This window comes from Pseudoalteromonas sp. NH0006-26 (assembly GCF_057552415.1).
Window position 1 is genome coordinate 379,226 of sequence record NZ_BAAJMJ010000001.1, and the last position, 18,711, is coordinate 397,936.

General features: G+C 40.6%; 15 protein-coding genes. 7 read left to right on the forward strand and 8 right to left on the reverse strand.

Translation table 11 applies throughout. The annotated features are described in order from the left end of the window. The first annotated feature begins 12 nt into the window (after nt 1–12). Together AC27JR_RS01555 and AC27JR_RS01560 are read left to right on the forward strand one after the other, a co-directional pair. The gene (locus AC27JR_RS01555; protein ID WP_487172553.1) at nt 13–1,941 is read left to right on the forward strand and encodes a RecQ family ATP-dependent DNA helicase; all 1,929 of its coding nucleotides are present in this window, start codon (nt 13–15) and stop codon (nt 1,939–1,941) included. Nucleotides 1,942–2,012: 71 nt separating this feature from the next. Next, nucleotides 2,013–2,321, forward strand: coding sequence for a YkgJ family cysteine cluster protein (locus AC27JR_RS01560; protein ID WP_131692269.1), 309 nt, complete (start codon nt 2,013–2,015; stop codon nt 2,319–2,321). A 71-nt stretch (nt 2,322–2,392) separates the two neighbouring features. On the opposite strand, the gene AC27JR_RS01565 is transcribed toward AC27JR_RS01560, so the two are convergent. From AC27JR_RS01565 to AC27JR_RS01575, 3 genes are all read right to left on the reverse strand, one after another. Then, nucleotides 2,393–3,010, reverse strand: a complete 618-nt coding sequence (locus AC27JR_RS01565) for a glutathione S-transferase family protein (RefSeq protein WP_487172554.1) — start codon at nt 3,008–3,010, stop codon at nt 2,393–2,395. 48 nt (nt 3,011–3,058) lie between these two features. Continuing rightward, nucleotides 3,059–4,087: an NADP-dependent oxidoreductase gene (locus AC27JR_RS01570; protein WP_487172555.1), complete on the reverse strand. Its 1,029-nt coding sequence runs from the start codon at nt 4,085–4,087 to the stop codon at nt 3,059–3,061. A gap of 167 nt (nt 4,088–4,254) precedes the next feature. Next, the gene (locus AC27JR_RS01575; RefSeq protein ID WP_487172710.1) at nt 4,255–4,764 is read right to left on the reverse strand and encodes a GNAT family N-acetyltransferase; all 510 of its coding nucleotides are present in this window, start codon (nt 4,762–4,764) and stop codon (nt 4,255–4,257) included. 153 nt (nt 4,765–4,917) lie between these two features. Here AC27JR_RS01575 and AC27JR_RS01580 point away from each other — a divergent pair, with 153 nt between their 5' ends. Further along, a complete protein-coding gene (locus AC27JR_RS01580) occupies nt 4,918–6,123 on the forward strand; it encodes an anhydro-N-acetylmuramic acid kinase (protein ID WP_487172556.1) in 1,206 nt (401 codons plus the stop codon). 36 nt (nt 6,124–6,159) lie between these two features. On the opposite strand, the gene AC27JR_RS01585 is transcribed toward AC27JR_RS01580, so the two are convergent. Further along, entirely contained in the window at nt 6,160–6,645 is a 486-nt protein-coding gene (locus tag AC27JR_RS01585) for a hypothetical protein (RefSeq protein ID WP_487172557.1), read from the reverse strand. A gap of 622 nt (nt 6,646–7,267) precedes the next feature. Between AC27JR_RS01585 and AC27JR_RS01590 the strand changes: the two genes are divergently transcribed. After that, entirely contained in the window at nt 7,268–9,337 is a 2,070-nt protein-coding gene (locus AC27JR_RS01590; protein WP_487172558.1) for a bifunctional diguanylate cyclase/phosphodiesterase, read from the forward strand. Here the strand turns inward: AC27JR_RS01590 and AC27JR_RS01595 are convergent. Genes AC27JR_RS01595 through AC27JR_RS01610 form a run of 4 tightly spaced genes read right to left on the reverse strand, consistent with a single transcriptional unit; the run spans nt 9,330 to nt 15,129 of the window. Beyond that, a complete protein-coding gene (locus AC27JR_RS01595) occupies nt 9,330–10,328 on the reverse strand; it encodes an L-threonylcarbamoyladenylate synthase (RefSeq protein WP_487172559.1) in 999 nt (332 codons plus the stop codon). The two genes, AC27JR_RS01590 and AC27JR_RS01595, sit on opposite strands and share 8 nt — an antisense overlap. Before the next feature lie 8 nt (nt 10,329–10,336). Next, nucleotides 10,337–11,134: a DUF6671 family protein gene (locus AC27JR_RS01600; protein ID WP_487172560.1), complete on the reverse strand. Its 798-nt coding sequence runs from the start codon at nt 11,132–11,134 to the stop codon at nt 10,337–10,339. A 3-nt stretch (nt 11,135–11,137) separates the two neighbouring features. Continuing rightward, complete coding sequence (locus AC27JR_RS01605) at nt 11,138–13,564, reverse strand: YbcC family protein (protein WP_487172561.1); 2,427 nt, start codon at nt 13,562–13,564, stop codon at nt 11,138–11,140. Further along, a complete protein-coding gene (locus AC27JR_RS01610; protein WP_487172562.1) occupies nt 13,561–15,129 on the reverse strand; it encodes an NADH-quinone oxidoreductase subunit L in 1,569 nt (522 codons plus the stop codon). Before AC27JR_RS01610 ends, AC27JR_RS01605 begins: the two co-directional genes overlap by 4 nt. Nucleotides 15,130–15,225: 96 nt before the next feature. Here AC27JR_RS01610 and AC27JR_RS01615 point away from each other — a divergent pair, with 96 nt between their 5' ends. From AC27JR_RS01615 to AC27JR_RS01625, 3 genes are all read left to right on the forward strand, one after another. Continuing rightward, complete coding sequence (locus tag AC27JR_RS01615) at nt 15,226–16,104, forward strand: LysR family transcriptional regulator (RefSeq protein WP_487172563.1); 879 nt, start codon at nt 15,226–15,228, stop codon at nt 16,102–16,104. A 103-nt stretch (nt 16,105–16,207) separates the two neighbouring features. Further along, a complete protein-coding gene (locus AC27JR_RS01620; protein WP_487172564.1) occupies nt 16,208–18,163 on the forward strand; it encodes a hypothetical protein in 1,956 nt (651 codons plus the stop codon). A gap of 61 nt (nt 18,164–18,224) precedes the next feature. Further along, nucleotides 18,225–18,683 carry a TlpA family protein disulfide reductase gene (locus AC27JR_RS01625; RefSeq protein ID WP_487172565.1) on the forward strand — a complete coding sequence of 153 codons (459 nt, stop codon included), beginning with the start codon at nt 18,225–18,227 and terminating at the stop codon, nt 18,681–18,683. Nucleotides 18,684–18,711 lie beyond the last annotated feature (28 nt).

Genomic DNA, 18,711 nt, shown 5'->3' on the forward strand with positions numbered 1-18,711 from the left:
AAGGACGCTTTTATGAGTACCTCGCTAGTTCAGTCTCTTGAGCAACATTTTGGTTTTAATCAGTTTAGAGCAGGGCAACAACAAACCATAGAGCAACTGCTAAATGGTCAATCATCACTGGCGATATTTCCTACAGGGTCGGGTAAATCCTTGTGCTATCAACTCACCGCGTTACATTTACCGCATTTAACTTTAGTGGTATCGCCATTATTAGCGCTTATGAAAGATCAAATAAGCTTTTTAAACAGTAAAGGCATCTATGCTGCAAGCCTCGATTCAAGCCAAGATCAAATGCAAAGCAGTACCGTAATGAACGATGTGCGCAGTGGTAAAGTTAAAGTGTTAATGGTATCGGTTGAGCGCTTTAAAAACGAACGCTTTAGAGAGTTTATTAGCCAAGTAGCGCTTTCTATGTTGGTGGTAGACGAAGCGCATTGTATATCTGAGTGGGGTCATAATTTTAGACCCGACTATTTAAAACTACCGCGTTACCGTGAAGAGCTAAATATTCCGTTAGTGTTACTATTAACCGCCACAGCCACTAAAAAAGTAAAACGCGATATGGCAGAACGCTTTGCTATTGAGCCACAATGTATTGTGCAAACGGGGTTTTATCGCGCTAATTTAGATTTAAGTGTGCTGAGTGTTAAAACTGCCGATAAAAACACTGAGCTTACTAAAATTGTCCGTGCGCAAACCGGCCCCGGTATTGTGTATGTCACGCTGCAGCAAAGTGCTGAGCAAGTGGCCAATATGTTAAGCGCACAGGGTCTGCAGGCGGTGGCGTATCATGCAGGGCTTGAAGATACCTTACGCGGGCAAATTCAAGATGATTTTATGGCGGGTAAAATAAATGTGGTGGTCGCCACTATTGCCTTTGGCATGGGGGTTGATAAATCAGACATACGCTTTGTGATTCACTACGATTTACCTAAATCAATTGAAAACTACAGCCAAGAAATTGGTCGTGCAGGGCGTGACGGCAACCCATCAAATTGTTATACCCTGGCTAATTTAGATGGCTTAAATACAGTAGAAAACTTTATTTACGGCGATACCCCAGAGCTCAGCGGTATTGAATATGTTATTAACGATATTCGCCAAGCTCAACAGCAATGGGAAATGCAAGAATATAGCCTTTCAAGCGAGAGTAATATTCGCCAGCTTGCCCTTAAAACCTTGCTGGTACAATTGGAAATGCAAGGCGCAATAACCCCGCAGTATGCGTATTACGCTGATTTTAAGTATAAATTTTTAGTTGATAAAAATGAGTTACTTAGCCAGTTTGATCAGCAGCGCCAAGCCTTTTTAACACAAATATTTAGCCATACCGACTTTAAAAAAATATGGGGTACACTCAACTTTGATAGCTTGACCCAAGCCGAGCAAGTTGACCGTAAACGTGTGGTAGCCGCACTTGATTACCTAGCGGAAAAAAACCATATCACCCTTGAAACCAAACGTATTACTCAAGTGTACAAAGTGCATAGCGAGGTGATTAATAACCCTGAGCTTGCCCAGCAGTTACACGATTATTTTACCGATAAAGAGCAAGCTGAAATAAAACGGATTGCTGCTTTGGTGCGTTTTTTTGAGCTGCAATCTTGCTTAAGCTATAACCTGGCCCGTTACTTTGATGATGCGAATGCGCCACAGCAATGTGGGCATTGTAGTGTGTGCCGTGGACATGCGGTCAAGCTTGAATACTCAATCACCCCTGCAAAGATTGATACAGCGCTTATTTATCAAAAAGTGGATGAGTTTTTGGCGCATATGGCAACGAAAGGCGTGCACAATGTAGGCATTGAAACCCAATGTCGGTTTTTAGCGGGAATGAGTGTGCCGCTATTTGCGCGTAATAAGGTACGCCAACTAAGTGGTTTTGCACTGTGTGAGCAACAGCGCTACAGCGAAATTAAAGCGATATTACTGGCACGATAAATTATATTAATTTTAATGCAATTGCTATTAGTTCCTGTACTCTGGTGGCTTATTCTAAACTGTAAGCCATTATGCCGCACAACGTTATCCCTGTAAGAAATATAACCCCGACTAACGAACCCATCACATGCACTAATTGCCAAGCGTGTTGTTGCCAATTAGAGGTGCGTATTATTACCGATACCGGTGTCCCTTTTCAGTATATTGATTACGACAAATGGGGCGGTGAAGTCATGAAACGTGGCGACGATGGCTGGTGCCAAGCTCTCGATAGAAACACGTTAATGTGTACTATTTATGAAAATCGTCCGTTAACGTGTCGAGAATTCGAAATGGCATCGGGTGAGTGTATTACTGAGCGAGAGTTGGCGGGTATTTAAAATGCGATTTTGTAAAGGTTAACCATAAACGAAAGGGTCTTATGACCCTTTCTTCATTAGTGTTTAACCAGTTAATCGTATTTAGCTTCAAGCTCGTTAGCAGTATGAAACTTCTCGTGGTTTTGCAATTGCTCATCATATTTAACAAGGTTTTTAAAGTGTGCAAGCTGGCCAGCATTTTTAACTATTTCAACAATAAACGACATCATAAAATCGGCACCAGTTAGGGTGTCGCCTACTAAATAGCGCTTACCTTCAAGGCGGTTGTTAAAATAGCTAATTACTTTAGCGGTTTCAGCATCGGCATAGCCCTCTAAAAACTGCGTTTTAGCACCGTCTTTTTGCACAAACATTTTCAGCAATAATGGTAAAATTGCAGAGCTTTCTGCAAAGTGAAGCCATTGTTGATAGTCTAAAAATTCTGCAGTACCTGTGGTTGGTGCAAATTTACCTTTGCCATATTTAGTGATCAAATAATCTGTGATAGCGCCAGACTCGGCAATCACTAAGCCGTCATCTTCGATAACCGGTGATTTACCCAGCGGATGCACATTTTTAAGCTCATCAGGGGCTAAAAAAGTTTCAGTGTTGCGCTGATAAGCAACAATTTCGTAATCAACTTCAAGCTCTTCGAGTAACCAAATAATACGTTTAGAGCGAGATTTATTTAAGTGGTGTAGTTTAATCATTATCTTCCTTATTGGGCTGTGCTGAATTACAACACAGCATGAATGTTATTATAGTGGGCTGTTAATTTTTACTACGGTTTTACCAAAGTTTTTACCACTGATCATATCGTTAAATGCGCTGATGGTTTTTTCGAACCCATCGACAAGATGTTCGCGGTATTGAATTCTTCCATCTTGTAGCCACTGTTGCATGTCTTGGGCAAATTCGTCATAGCGGTGGCCGTAATCATCAAAAATTATAAAGCCTTGCATTTTTATTCGTTTAGTAAGCAATTGACCCATAAGCATGCCCATTCTATCTGGGCCTTCAGGCAGACTGGTGGCATTATATTGCGATACTAACCCGCACACAGGTACGCGTGCTGAGGTATTCAGCAAAGGTAATACGGCATCAAATACTTTTCCGCCCACATTTTCATAATAAACATCAATGCCTTGCTCACATGCCTTTTCTAATTGTTCGGCAAAGTCATCAGCTTTATGGTCAATACAGGCATCAAAGCCAAGATTTTTAACAGCATGCGTACATTTTTCGCTGCCTCCGGCAACCCCTACTACTTTACAGCCTTTAATTTTCGCTATTTGACCAACCGTGGCCCCCACAGGCCCTGTTGCTGCTGCAACGACCACAGTTTCACCTGCTTTAGGTGCGCCAATATCTAACAATCCCATGTAGGCAGTAAAACCAGGCATACCCATAATACCGAGTGCATAAGATGGATTTTTAGGCTCTTTGCCTAATGACATTAAGCCCTCGCCGTTTGAGATAGCGTAAGTTTGCCAGCCTGTATATGCTAATACCCATTCGCCTTCGCTAAAGGTATCGTTTTTAGATGATTCTACTTGGCAAACCGTTGCACCGACCATTACATCACCAATTTCTACCGGGTCGGCATATGACTTAGCATCGCTCATGCGGCCACGCATATAGGGGTCTAGTGACAAATAAATAGTACGCAGCAATACTTCACCATCCTTTAATGATGGCAGCTCTACGTTTTTAAGTTCAAAGTTTTCATTGGTCGGTGCGCCGTGTGGGCGCGATGCTAAAGTAAATTGACGGCTGGTTGTGGACATAAAAATCTCCAAAATAGAGTGAAAAAACCACCTATATACCGAATGTTTAAGCTTTAAAACTATACATTGCTAAACAATAATGCGCGGATAGGCGGACAAAATTTGTACCTTGATACACGAGCTTTGGGCGAGAGAGTGTTAATTCAACCCTGCATAGAGTATTTATTCTAATTTAGATTAGGTTGATGGTTTTTAAGTAAGCTTAAAATAACAGCGTCGTAAAATTGGTTGTTTTTATAAATAGCTTGCTTGAGTTGCGCTTCTAATGAAAATTCTGCTTTGGTGAGTGCTTTTATGGAGCCAATATTACCTGAAAATACCGTAGCAAAGATTCTATTTAACTCACTGCTTTTAAATGCTTCTTTGCAAATAAGCTTAATGGCTTGGGTGATAATTCCTTGCCCCCAATATTGCTGACTAAGCCAATAACCAATTTCGCCACTGCGACTATACTCAAATTCACCGGGAGTAACACCAATACAACCAACGCACAGGCCGTCAACTTCGATGGCTTTAATGATGCCAAATTTTGAGCCATCGTTTATCCACCACTGGGCGTCTGCTTGGGTATAAGGAAATGGAATTTTAGAGGACAAATAGCGAGCTACTTGATGATCATTCAAAATGGTGACTATTTGGCAGGTATCGTGTTGTTTAAATGCTCGTAGAGTGATCATGCTATAAATGAGTTTGTTATTATCAGCCAATAACTTAGCAAGCTTTAAACGCTTAAACAATGAAAACCCATTCATTAAAATTAAAGTGTATACAGGTATAACTTTGCTTAAAACTCTTTTAAAATAAAAAAAACACCCAGACAGAGTCTCTCAATGCACCCTCATATCGAAGCACTTTACAATAGCGCTAAAAAGCCTAGCCGTTTAATTATTGGTTTAATGAGTGGCACCTCGTTAGATGGTTTAGATGTGGCGCTATGTAAAATAACCGGTGCAGGTTTGCATACACAAATAGAGGTGTTAAATTTTACTACAGTTGAATATAACGACGAGTATAAAAGTAAAATAAAGCAGGTATTTGCCAAGCGCGAATGCGATTTAGAAGTGTTGACTTTATTACACCCTTGGGTGGGCAAACTTCATGGTGAGATGGTTAATCAGTGCTTGATTGCATGGGGTATTGACCCTGCGAGTATTGATGCCATAGCCAGTCACGGACAAACTATTTATCACTGTCCGCAGTCGCAGCATAACCACCATGACTTTAAACATGGCACCTTGCAAATAGGTGATAGTGACCAAATAGCAGTTACTACAGGCATTACCACTGTTGGCGATTTTAGACAAAAGCATATTGCCGCTGGTGGAGAAGGTGCGCCGTTGGCTGTGTATGGCGATTATTTGTTTTTTGCCAGCCCTGATGAAAACCGAATATTACTCAATATGGGGGGGATTGCTAACCTAACATTTTTACCTAAAAATAGTGATACTGCAGCTATATTCAGTTCTGATATTGGACCTGGCAATACTATTATGGATGCCTATGTACAGTATTATTTTAAAGGAATGCATTATGATGAGGGCGCAAAGCTTGCCAAAGCAGGCAAGGTGAATGCAAAACTGCTAAAAGCGCTCAGCGATAATGCGTTTTTTAAATTACCACTGCCAAAAACAACGGGGCCTGAGGTGTTTAATTTAGCCTTTTTGCACGTTGCCCAAGCCCACACCGCAACCCAAGATTTAAGCCACGAAGATGTGTTGGCGACATTAAATACGCTATCTGCCGCTACGATTGCCAAGGCGTTAAATGATTGTGCTAAAGATACTCAAAATTGTGTGGTATATGCCAGTGGTGGAGGGATTCATAATCCTCTACTTATGGAACAGTTGCTATTGAACTGCCCAAATATTAAGGCGTTTAAGAATACCGATGATTTAGGTGTTCACCCTGATGCCAAAGAGGCGGTGCTGTTTGCTATTCTGGCAAATGAATGTTTAGCAGGACAGCGCCAAAGTGCAGAAAATCAAAGGCAAGGGGTTTTAGATATAACCATGGGTAAAGTGAGCTTTGCCGATTAACTAATTAAAACTTAATGATAAAATTTATAACAATAATTAGAAAAGTGAGATTAAAGCTGTTCCCACACTGGCAAGGTACTGACGAAGGCGATGAGGCTTAGGCGGCGTAATCGTATTTATTGGTACAGTATATCCATTACCAAATTGGTTAATTTGCATATCAAACTGCAAGCTATTTTTTAACGTACCGTGTTTACCATGCAAAATCATTTGCATTACAAAACCACGACGGTGCGCTATTTGGTTTAACCTAAGCGTGACCCGCCCTTGTTCCAAATCATACTGGCTGAGCTTTTTTTCTATGTAGTACTGAGCTTCACGAGCATTGGGTAAGGTTGCGCTAAGCGAAATAACATCATCTTCATGGGCCGCTTCAGGCAAAACGCATTGCAAAGCAATTTGATGCTGGCTAGAAGCATGCAGTGACAGCGTTTCAAATTCCATGCTGTGGCTTAATGCCGCAGACATAGGATCTTCAAATGACGGTAGTGCAAAGGTTAATTGCACCATAGATTCGCTCATGGGGGCTTATAAAACTATGTTGACTAATAATGCAGCTATTATTGCTGATGATTATTGCAAAATTATGACTAAACTAAAGCGCTTAATGCAAATACGGGTTTAAATTGCAATTGACAATTAAAGGCATTGTTTTAAATCAATATTATATTTAAGAAATAAACTATAATAGCCGCTCAATAATAACTGCGATAAACGTTTATTCAGTGCAAGGATGTAGGGCGCCTTACCTCAGCAATAGAAATAAAACACTTATCAAAGTTCGGGTTGTTAATTTTATTTGTTTATTTTGTTAAATAAAGGGTGGTTTTGTATGTGTTTTTCTCAATTTTGCAATAAAATAGCTTGAAAAAAAACCAAGCTAGCCATAAAGTGCAATTAAGGGCCCAAATACATAACACACTACCAAACGGGTTGTGGCGGGGTTGTGAGAAATTAGATGGCACTAATAAAAAATAATTTATGGAAACTCTTTTGTTTTTTGCTGTTGGGCGGACTAGTCCTAGTTAGCATTCTGTTGGCTTACGAATGGCAAAATATCGAAAAAGAATACCGCACGAGCTCCCAAAATCGCGTGGAATTTTCTGCGCAAGCGCTTAAAAGTACTCTCAGAAATAAAGAACTTATGCTGGATTTAATTGGCAGAGATATTCTTTCGAACAATAACTTACCCGAGAAAACATCAACAATTAAACTCCTCGACAATATTTTACTAGAAAACCCTGTGTTATTAGGCTTTGGACTGTTTAATCCCCAAGGGGAAATTATTTACTACAGCTCAAATTTAAATGCCTCAACAATGATCAACTTGAAAAAAAATGAAAAAACCCGCCAAAGTTTTGCACAAACCCTTAGCTCAGACAAAATGGTGTTGGGGCAAACCTATTTTAATCAGTCGTTACAAGAATGGGTGATTCCAATAAGGAAAGCATTACGCGACAAAAGTGGCACTGTGATTGCGGTAATGACTGCGGGAATGGCAGTGTCAAGAGGTACTAAATACCTTAATGTTTTGCAAAGTAATAGTGACGATTACATTATGTTAGCAAGAGAGATTGATGGTTTTATTCAATACACTTCCGTGAAAGATGCAGACATAGCCAGCTATACAAAAACTACAATCAAGCAGGCACTAGGGTTATCTGATAATGCTTTAGTAGAGCAAACGGGTAAGGCTAAAGAAATACTTAAATCTTCAGAAGAAGTGTTTAGCATTGATACTCAGGTAGGAGGTAAGCCTTATATTACATCTGCAAAATTTGATAATCGTTATCAATTATGGACTCTCTCTCATATGGCGATGCAGCCAATAAAAAGTGTATTTTATTGGAAAGTCTGTTGGTATTTTTTCATTTATTTACTAATTTGTGCGGTGTTATATTTTGGTTTTAGGTTTATTGCTCGCGCTGAGCAAAAACGGATTGATGAGCTGTTTTATCTTTCTCGTAATGATGATTTAACTAAGTTACCTAATCGAAAAGCACTGCGTGATAGTTTTGAAGCGAAAAAAGAGACATCGTTTAGCTTAGCAATTATTAACATTACCAATTTACGTTCGATGAATAATCGCTTCGGTATGGAGTATAGTGATAAGGCGATTAAAACCTATGCCGCAATGTTGCAAGCTACATTTGCAGCTCCATATTTGGTTTTTAGAAACAGTGGTAATGAATTTTGCATTATTACGCCACAGTTATTGGATGAGCAAAACAGGCACGTGTTTGAACAAAGCCTAGAGTCTAGCATCCAGCATTACGAAGTTAATAATTCTGAACGTCCTTTAAATATTAGTGTTGGTGTGGCCAACTACCCAGAGCATGGTATAACTAAAAGTAAGCTGGTGCGCAGTGCACACTTAGCCAATCAATGGGCAAAAGACACAGGGCAGTGGCTGTGTTATTACCATGCAGATATAAAACAAGCTTATTTACGCCGTTTAAAAGTAGAAGAGCGGTTAAATGTAGCGCTTAGTGAGCAATCATTCTCTATGGCCTATCAATGCCAAGTAAATGAACAGGGTAAAATTCATGCTATGGAAGCACTTATTCGTTGGCATGATGGCGAGTTAGGCATGGTTTCACCTGCTGAGTTTATTGCTATTGCGGAGCAAAGTGATTTGATTTTTAAAATCGGTGACTTTGTTTTAGCGCGCTCTATTAGTGAATTTGCAAAGATGCAACAACATAGCGATACGCCTCTTGAACTGGCAATCAACATTTCAGTGATGCAATTTCAAAGCAGTGCTTTTATTCCGACATTATTGCAAAGCATAGAGGCGCACAATGTTGCTCCGCACAGTATCATTTTAGAAATTACAGAATCATTGTTTATGGATAATCTTGAACACGTGATTGAAACTATACTGAGCTTAAAATCGCGTGGAATACGTTTCTCGATGGATGATTTTGGTACGGGCTACTCGTCACTGAGTTTATTAAGACGCCTGCCCATAGATGAACTTAAAATAGATAAAAGCTTTGTAGATGATATTTTAATAGACCCTAAGTCTAACAGCATGGTGCAAAGTATTATTGCTATTGCCAACAGCCATAACATAAGCGTTATCGCTGAAGGCGTGGAAGAGCAGGCACAATTTGATATGTTAGTGGATATTGGCTGTAAACGTTTTCAGGGGTATTACTTTTACAAACCTGTGAACGCCACCTCTGTAATTGAATACCTGCAAGCTAACTAGTAGCCGCGCGACTAAGTCGGTCATTCACTGCAGCCCACTCACTGCCTATGGGCGGTTTTTCGATATAAATATTCAATGGGGTCGTCTCATCAATAAGATGCAGTGTTTTATACATATTTTTAGCGTATTCAATAGGGCAGCTACTTAGCTTAGTAATACGTTCTAATGGAATGTCGCCCGCTAATAATTGCTGTTTCACTTGAGTCGAATAGATTAAATAGTGACTTTTACCCTGAGAGTTTTCACTCAAAATTTTAGCGAAATCTTCAGTATTAGCCAACATGGCTGGTGCATGAGGCTGATAATGCGCTTTTACATTACCCGGCACCACTTCGTTATGTGAATGTGGCGTGCTGACATGCAGTCCAGTTTTTTGCAAAATATCAGATGCTGAAATTGGTCCTGGGCGTAATATGCGTAACTGCTGTGAGCTTGCATCGACAATAGTCGATTCAATACCTACATTACATTCACCTCCTTGTAATACCGCACTAATTCGACCATTCAAATCGCGCATAACATGAGCTGCGTTGATTGGGCTCAATTGCTTGTATCGATTAGCCGAGGGAGCTGCAAGACCAGTATTTAATTGTTTGAGTACCGCTAAAAACTCAGGATGCGCAGGCACGCGAAGTCCAATGGTGGGCAAGCCGCCTGTTACCGGACTGTTTAAATCATCTTTAGCGTTTAAAATTAGGGTGAGTGGGCCAGGCCAAAATGCATCAGCAAGCGTGATGGCCGCCTTATTTACATTTTTTGCCCAGTGGTGCACATGTGACTGATTGGGAATATGCACAATGAGCGGGTGATTTGTTGGGCGTCCTTTCGCTGCAAATATTTTCACTACAGCATCACTATTAGTCGCATCTGCGGCTAAGCCATAAACGGTTTCTGTGGGTAAAGCGACGCATTCGCCAGCTTTTAATAATGCAACGGCTTGGTTAATACGCTCTTCAGTATTTAATAATTGAGTCGGTTGTATTGATGTCATAATAACTCTTAAGGATTACAAAACTGGCAATATGTTGCATCGGCAACGTGTTTTTCATTCGCTTCAATATGGTTATAGCCGCAGCTATCACACAAAGAGGTTGTTGATTTTACTTGTTGTGTGGGCATGTTACACAGCTCACAGGGCAAGCCTTTAGTGAGCTGTTTTGCAACAAAGTTAGCACATTGGCATTGTGGGCATTTTGATGCCAACCGCCTTGCTAAGTCCTCGGCAGCGAGGCGAATAATAGCTTGGCGTTGCCCACTATACATAGCTCTTAAATCCGGCGTGATTATGCCGGCTTTGGGCGCTTTTTCTGTAAATAAAGCAACCAAGCTTTCAAAGCTTAGCCCTTTATTAAGTGTTTGAGTGTCATCAAGTATCCAGTGTTGCTTTTTATAGCGCTGGCATGCAGTCGTGATCGATTCAACATTAGTCTCGCTGTTAATGGCTAAGCTGCTGGGTGAAAATGGCCCGCCAGCGTGTCCATAAATAGCAGTATTAGTGCGCTTATCGTAAAAACAAATTACTTCTTCATCCCAGTTCATTAACCCAGGGTATGGCCCACCTCCAAAGCTGCCTTCACTACCAAGCCCACATTGCTCGCCAGTGAGTTCACATGCGCGTTGAGCTTTTATTAGTGCCGCTGTTTGGGCACTGCAATCACGCTGCACCTCATTAGTAAACATCCCAAGCGTATCGGTATCAAATAGACTGGTTGTTACCACATTATAGCCAAGTGTTTCTAATGCAGGAGCGATCAAAGGTGCCTTTTTATGTTTAGTGGCAATGACGGCTTTTAACATAAATTATACTCGCTCTGTAGAGAGAGCAATTGCAGTGAAGTGTCCATTTTCAAAGCGCTCTAGCGTATTGTCATCGCCCCAACGAATGAGTGTTAGCCAATGGTTATCAATTAGTTCCTTCACCATCGTATGCTTGTTATAAATTGCTGAGATTGCTGATTGTGGCGCAGCAATATATACATTGAGGCGAATAGGTTCGTGCATCCATTTATCGCCATTGTGTAGCGATTGCATGGCCAAGCCAATGCGCAGGTCGCCACCGTTACCTTCAAATAAGCCTATGTTACCGCCCACCGCATTATGAAGTATTTTATTACCACTGCCGTATTTGTGATTGTCGTTAACCGAGGCATTGTATTGGCTATTGATCCAATGGGTGACTATCATAGGCGCGGTCATAATAAGCTCTAATATTGCAAAGTCGTTATCGCTTTCCCAGTCATAATCGTGTAAAAAACAGCGTCCCTGTAAGTTAATATTTCGCGTCCATGCGCGCGGCGCGACAATAAAGGCGGCATTATTTGCAAGCCCCCATTCAGGACGTACCTGCGACCAATCGCGGGCACGTTGATGATAAGCGTGATTAATTTCATCCGCTGATTTATCAACCAGTGTTGGTTCTATATTAACTAAGCGCTCTTGCTGAGCTGTTTGTGTTGCCACACTGAGCCATTTTTTTAGATTATCATCCAATTGAGCATCATAGGTGGTGATCACATCTGTGGTTGTATTATGAATGGCTGCAATAAACTGGGTGTTTTCTGGCAGTGTGAGTCCTCGATTTTTAAGCGCTTGACGTACTTGAGCATCGTTAAGTAGGCTTGCGAGTACTCGCACATTAACTTCACCACTTTGCCCGCCACAGGCGCCGCAATCTAGGCCTGCACTGTGTAAGTTATTGGTTGTATGGCTAGCGTGACCTACTAACATTACCTGAGGCGCTAACGCTTTTATACCTAAAGTTGTAAGCACTTTTTGGGCTAAATCGGTTTTGTCTTTTAGGGTAAGTTGCTGTTGGTTTTGTGTTAATTGCCAATCAGTCGGAGTGCACTTTTTAGCATCGCCTTTAGATAAAAAGGTATTTTTTATTAATTTAAATGCGTATAGCCAACCTGCTGATTCAACCATAGAAAACGATGAAGGAGCCGATTTTGACCAGCTTTGCCATGTTGCACTATTTTGGCGTGATGCTTCAAGCGTCGCGTCTTTGTGAGTTTGCGTGGCATGTATAGCCGGTTTAAGTAGCCCAGGGAGCAGTGGGCGGGTAATAGCACTGCCATTTTCTTGATATTCCAGCGGTAAACCAAAAAAACCAGCAAAGCCAAACGTTTCAATATGTTGACTTTGAGATTCAAGCGCACGGCGAATCACTTCCGAGCGAACATCAATACAAAACACTGCTTGTAATTGAGCGTTTTTCACGGGGGCTTTAGTCGCGGTTTGCAGCGCATTATTAAGTGGATATTGAAAACTTAGTTCTAGCGCTTTTGCCCACACCCATAATGGTTTTTGTGCTAGTTTATGTGCATGTAAGCGCTCAACGACAAGCGCTTTTTCTTGTTGCCACTGACTTTGTAGTTGTTTAAATGTAGCACTATCGTGATTGGCTAGGTACTGCCAAATCACTAAGTCCCATGCCATGCGCATGGCCAGAAGTTGCTTCATCTCATTTGTTGGGGTGTCGTAAAGCTGACCTTGAAAACGCAAATACGCAAGCCAAGATGCCCAGCCGTTAATATCTAAAAGCAATGAGTGAGCGTATAACTCTAACGAATCATTGTTTATATTAAGCGTTTTAAGGGTCAGTGCAATCAGTTCATCTGCGCATGTAGGTAATTGCTTAAAGTAGCCATTTAAATGCCGCTCATCCATAACAATGCTAATGCCTTTATCCGCTTGAATAACAGTTAGCCAATGGCGATATAATTCAGATGAGGCTTGAGTATCATTACGATGCAGCATAGGACCGAGTTGTTGATAATGCGCAGCACAAAACTGACTTAACTGATGAGTAATTTCATCATGCCAAGCCATTTTATGCTTATTACGTTGCTGGTCGAGTAAATCAGCAATGTTGTGCCAGTCTACTAATGGCACATCAACTCTAAGCGCTTGTAATAGTTGCTCTTTATTAAAGTCACTATTGAGTAGCGTTGCGGCATCGGCTAAATGTTTGTCGGTAATTATGCCGGTGTTATATTTTTGCAGATAAAAATCTTTAGGCATTAGCATGTTGGCATTACATAAGGTATCCAGTCGTGCGCTTACATCTTCAATTGGCATATGGCGCATTTCCCAAAATGGGTTAACTGCAATCATCTGATCTAACGGCCAGTTTGGTGCTATGTAACCGCATACTTTATTAAGTAGGCTATTTTGACTGTCGCTTAGCGAGAGTGCTCTATTATCTGAAGGCGTTAGAGTGCTCATTTTGATTCCTCAATAGTGATCCCAGCGGCATGATTTTTTAAATCAGTGTGGCCATTATTAGGCAAATTTATCGGCCATATTTTTAGTGTTAGTCTTGTAAACCACTCATCTAAATACAAGCCTGCAAATAATAAAGTAGACAGTGATTTAACCTGAGGGCGCCAAGACTGATAACGCAAATAGTAGCTTGCTATCATTAAGGTTAAAATAAGGGCTATTACCCAACTGTCGGCTAAGCTAAATGCAGGTTCGCGCCACTGCTCAAGGGGAAGTGCAAACGCAAAAATATTTTTAGCCGCCACATAGCTAAAGACCACTAATAGTGCAATTAACAGCTTTTTACTACGTGTTTTAGCCGTAGCTGTACCATGCTGATTGGCAAGCAAAATGGTTAACGCTGATGCTAAAAGCAACCAAATACTTACCGCTCCCTGATAAGAGCTAATAAACCATGCTGCGCCAACGATTATTATTGAAACAAACGCACCGGTTAACCAAGCAAAGCATGCGGGTGATTGTTTTGGCATATGGCGACGGATCAGATCTTCATTTACGCCGTTACCTGAGTTTAAAAATGCGAAAGCTTTATAAGTTGAATGGGTAACAAGGTGAAGTAAAGCCAGTTCAAATAAACCTAACGCACACTCTACCAGCATTAACCCCATTTGTGCGCTTGTAGACCAAGCTAGCCTTACTTTAACGCTTATTCGGGTGGTCATTATTAATGCGCTGATCACCGTAGTTAAACCTGCAACAATTAAAATTAACCATTGTGCTGCGCTAGCTTGAATAAACAAAGGCGCAAATAAAATTAATAAAAAACCACCTAAATTAATGACTCCCGCATGCAATAACGCGCTCACCGGTGTCGGTACTTCAACTACTTTAATTAGCCAACCGTGTATTGGAAGTTGAGCACATTTTATTAAGGCTGCACAGGCAATTAAAAAAGCGGCGACTTGCTCTGCAAAAGACAATGGTTGTGTGGTGGTGTGATAAAAGGCGGTTATATCACTTATGTACAGACTATTGTGAGTGAACCACAAAATACCAAATGCAATTAGTAATAAGGATTCGGCAACACGTGCCACAATAAATTTTTTATGGGCGGCGAGTACCGCTCGTGGACGCTCAGGGTAAAACATTAGAAGTTTATGTAGTGCTAAACTTATCGCCACCCAACCTAGCCAAAATAGCGCTAAGTGGTTGCTCATAACCACAACTAATACGGCTGTGATGGTTAGTAATAGCCATCGCCAAAAGTAGTTTACGCGTGGCTCACCTTGCATATAGTGCTTACAAAAGCGAATCAATATCAGCGTGATAAATAATATAAGCCCCAGCATAATAATTCGGGTCATGGTCAGCGATAAGAAACTGAGTAAATCAAAAGCATAAATTTGATGAAGCGTAATAGCTGTCATAAATGCAAGGCTATTAAATATCATTACTTTAAACAGTACATGACCATTTGAAGCGCGCGATCGTTGGCCAATTAACCATGCTGCTATAAATGTGCTTAAAGGCATTATTAGCAGTAACAACGAAATAATATACTCACTCATTTAGTGCTCCTTATTTAGTGAGCAAAGTATGGCAAACTAGATAACTAAATAAAAATAGATATAATGCATGTAAACGTTCTATAAAAGAGAACAATAATGAGCCGTTTAAATTATCATCACTTATATTATTTTTGGTCTGTTGCTCGCATTGGTAACTTAACCCAAGCAGCGAAAGAGCTGCATTTGTCTCAGTCAGCGCTCTCTACGCAAATAAAACAATTAGAGCACACCATTAATATTGAGTTATTTGAACGAAAAGGCCGCAAACTCGCATTAACCGATATGGGAAAGCGGGTGCAAATGTACGCCAATGATATATTTACTAAAGGTGAGGAGTTATCTTCTTTTATTCATAAAGGAGTGATTTCGCAAACCCAGCATTTATCAATCGGAGTGCTTAATACACTCTCTCGAAACTTTATCGAAGAGTTTATAAATCCCTTAATGAGCAATGACGAAGTACGATTCTCTCTGACTGCAGGGCGTATGGATGGGCTGTTAAATGGCTTGGCAGAACATGAATTGGATTTAGTTTTAACCAATAAACCCATCGGGCTTGAGCACTACGATCAGCTTTGGCAAAGTCAGTTGGTATCTCGTCAGCCATTAGCTATAGTTGGCCCCGCTGATAAAAAAATACGTGGCCAATTTCCAGCAGGTTACACGGATGCACAATGGGTGTTACCCGCTAAAACCTCAGCTATCAGAGACTCATTTAATGCTTTGTGTGCTCGTTGGCAGTATCAGCCAAAAATAAAAGCGGAGGCTGATGATATGGCTATGCTGCGATTACTTGCTCGTGATAGTGGTGCACTATCGGTATTGCCATCAGTTGTAGTAAAAGATGAAATAGAACAAGGAATACTGGTTGAGTATCAGCGTTTACCCGATGCGTTTGAGCATTTTTATGCCATTACCGCGCAGCGAAAATTTGTACCAGACATATTAAAGTCACTGCTTACCAAAACCTGCTAATTACTTTTAAGGTATTTTTTTGTGTCTGTTGAATTATTAACCTTAAAGTTCTGTGCTAAATGGCCGATACAATAAGTCATTGTACTGAAGATTAAGGATAATCATGGTTAATAAACTACAAGGCAATTATGCTAACCTAAATGCGTTGCTTGCCCAATCGGTCAATAATTCAAACCAAACCACGGTGCCCACAGGCTTGCAATCGCGTGCTCACTTAGCGCCAAGTTCGGCAACAATCACTGATGAAATGCTCAGTCAGTTTAGTGACCAACAAGTCGATGAAATACTTAATCAGCAATTATCCTCGTTACTCACGATTTCCAGCACACCCAGTGGCTCAAATTATAAGCTCTCTAGTGAAGAGGTTGCACTACGTACGGTAATAAGCTCTCAGCAAGAGGGCTTATTAAAAAACGAACGCAGTGATCAGTTAATTGAGCGCTTAAATTCTTCGGTAAAAAATATCCAAGGTGCTTATGCCAACACTAGCGATATTTTATCAAACTTGGGGCAACTGGGATTTAATCAAAAAACATTTTTAGCATCTAGCCAACAGCGTGTTGAACGCTCACTTAACCCTTTCATGGAAAGCTTTAATCGCGAGCGATTTGAAGACGATGATAACTATGGATTTGAGCTTTCGGTAAAAACCAAAGAGGGTGATGTTATTAAAATCACCTTTCATTCTGCACAAGGTTACGATGAAGAAAGCGGCGAAACCACTGATGAATTTAGTGTAAGTTATGAAGTGGATGGCGACTTATCAGAGTCTGAACACCAAGCATTAACGCAAGTACTTTCTGGTGTTGGCGAAATGGCGGATGAATTTTTTAAGGCTAAACAAAGCGCTTACAGTCGTTACGTACCCGCAAACCAAGCTGATTTAGATTTAAGTTTTCTGAGCAATTTTGATAATAAAGAACTTTCGGGTTTTGATTTGTATTTTTCAACGTCAGAGGGAAATACTGCCGATGCTGATGGAGCCCTCCTTGGAACAGATAATGAGCTTAATTTAAGTTATACCCTTGATGAAGACTCCAAGCAGCAAATACTGGAGTTTGAATCGGTAAACGGACAAAACAATATTGATTTTTCGCTTGATATGTCAACCATTGGCGCTCAAGACAAAAGCCAAATGCAACAATACATAAAAGCGCTCGATAAAAGCTTAGAAGATAGCCAGCTCAATAGCTCTGAGAAAAGTACACGCTCTGCGTTTGGCCACAAAAGTGATGAAGTGATGAAACAAGGGTTGGCTGTTTTTAAAAGTGCGTTTAGTAGTATGTCATCAGCCGCTGAACGCTATAGTGAAATTGAGTCGGTTGCTACAAAGCAGTTTACTAATGGACGCGAGCTTGTCGCTAATTTAGTTGACAATATGATCACCAAAGATCCACGCTACCAAGGGCTAGGAAGCAGTGATAAAAATTCCTTAGGCGATGGGATTTCTAAGTTAGCTGATTTTGATGCAAAATTCTCTTTTGCAATGGATCAGGGAGATTACATAGCAACAAGCACCACAAAGCTGAGTCAAAATACAGAACACCAAAAATCAGCAGGGTTAACTGGGGTCACTCAAGATAAAACGGCGAGCACGCGTTTTAATTATGAAGAAGGTAACCGCTCAGACATCCCCCCTGATTATTATGATAAACAAGAAAATTACACTATTGGTACCGCTGTAAAAAATAACGAATTGGTTGCCCTTGATCAGGCTCATGAGGTGGATGTAGATAAAAAAGTGTATCAGTTTAATCCCGAAATATCTCAATACGAGCTAAAAAAAGAATTGAAAGAAACCACCACCAGTGAGAGTAATATTCGCCTTATTAACGATATTTGGCTCGAGAAAAATGAAGATAGTCATAGTATGGATGAAAGAAAACGACTCAGTGGTGTGGGGGCGACAAACGAGTTTAGAACAACATCGAGTTATTCACATACGCAATTAGTGACGTTAATCGGTGACTTAGATAAATTAGAACAAAACAAAGAAGCCAAACGTGAGTATTTAGCTGTTTTATCTCAGGTGAATAATTTTATGGACAAAAGTAAGTAAATGTATTCACTTAAATTCGATTATGGGTATAGTAGCTAAAATGCTTTTTAAGTAAAAGATTATGTTTAAACAATTAATTTTACTTTTAATGTTGAGTTTACCACTGGCATTGAATGCAACGCTCAAACCAAACTCGGACGCTATTACTGCTAAGCGTTTATTAAGCGATCACGATAAATTTGCTAAGCAATACCAAACATTTTCGCCCACACCGCAAGACGTTGCATTGATGCAAAAATTAGCAGGTAAAGAGGTGTTAGTGCTTTTAGGTACGTGGTGCCATGACAGTGCCCGTGAAGTCCCCCGATTAATAAAGTTACTCGATGAGTCTAAGGTTAAACTCTCGAAAATAACTTTTGTTACAGTCGGTTATGACAAACGTGATGAGGCAGGTATTGCCCTAGCGCATGACTTACAATATACCCCCACTTTTATTGTTAAGCATAACGGGGTTGAAGTTAACCGCGTAGTAGAAAAACCCAGCGACACTCTCGCCCAAGATTTAACCTTAGGCTTATAACGAGAGTCAGCTAGCCAATATCATGTTC

Coding starts and splice junctions, on each gene's coding strand:
- AC27JR_RS01555 (WP_487172553.1), top strand. CDS start 13: ATGAGTACCTCGCTAGTTCAGTCTCTTGAGCAACATTTTGGTTTTAAT.
- AC27JR_RS01560 (WP_131692269.1), top strand. CDS start 2,013: ATGCCGCACAACGTTATCCCTGTAAGAAATATAACCCCGACTAACGAA.
- AC27JR_RS01565 (WP_487172554.1), bottom strand. CDS start 3,010: ATGATTAAACTACACCACTTAAATAAATCTCGCTCTAAACGTATTATT.
- AC27JR_RS01570 (WP_487172555.1), bottom strand. CDS start 4,087: ATGTCCACAACCAGCCGTCAATTTACTTTAGCATCGCGCCCACACGGC.
- AC27JR_RS01575 (WP_487172710.1), bottom strand. CDS start 4,764: ATGATCACTCTACGAGCATTTAAACAACACGATACCTGCCAAATAGTC.
- AC27JR_RS01580 (WP_487172556.1), top strand. CDS start 4,918: ATGCACCCTCATATCGAAGCACTTTACAATAGCGCTAAAAAGCCTAGC.
- AC27JR_RS01585 (WP_487172557.1), bottom strand. CDS start 6,645: ATGAGCGAATCTATGGTGCAATTAACCTTTGCACTACCGTCATTTGAA.
- AC27JR_RS01590 (WP_487172558.1), top strand. CDS start 7,268: ATGCTGGATTTAATTGGCAGAGATATTCTTTCGAACAATAACTTACCC.
- AC27JR_RS01595 (WP_487172559.1), bottom strand. CDS start 10,328: ATGACATCAATACAACCGACTCAATTATTAAATACTGAAGAGCGTATT.
- AC27JR_RS01600 (WP_487172560.1), bottom strand. CDS start 11,134: ATGTTAAAAGCCGTCATTGCCACTAAACATAAAAAGGCACCTTTGATC.
- AC27JR_RS01605 (WP_487172561.1), bottom strand. CDS start 13,564: ATGAGCACTCTAACGCCTTCAGATAATAGAGCACTCTCGCTAAGCGAC.
- AC27JR_RS01610 (WP_487172562.1), bottom strand. CDS start 15,129: ATGAGTGAGTATATTATTTCGTTGTTACTGCTAATAATGCCTTTAAGC.
- AC27JR_RS01615 (WP_487172563.1), top strand. CDS start 15,226: ATGAGCCGTTTAAATTATCATCACTTATATTATTTTTGGTCTGTTGCT.
- AC27JR_RS01620 (WP_487172564.1), top strand. CDS start 16,208: ATGGTTAATAAACTACAAGGCAATTATGCTAACCTAAATGCGTTGCTT.
- AC27JR_RS01625 (WP_487172565.1), top strand. CDS start 18,225: ATGTTTAAACAATTAATTTTACTTTTAATGTTGAGTTTACCACTGGCA.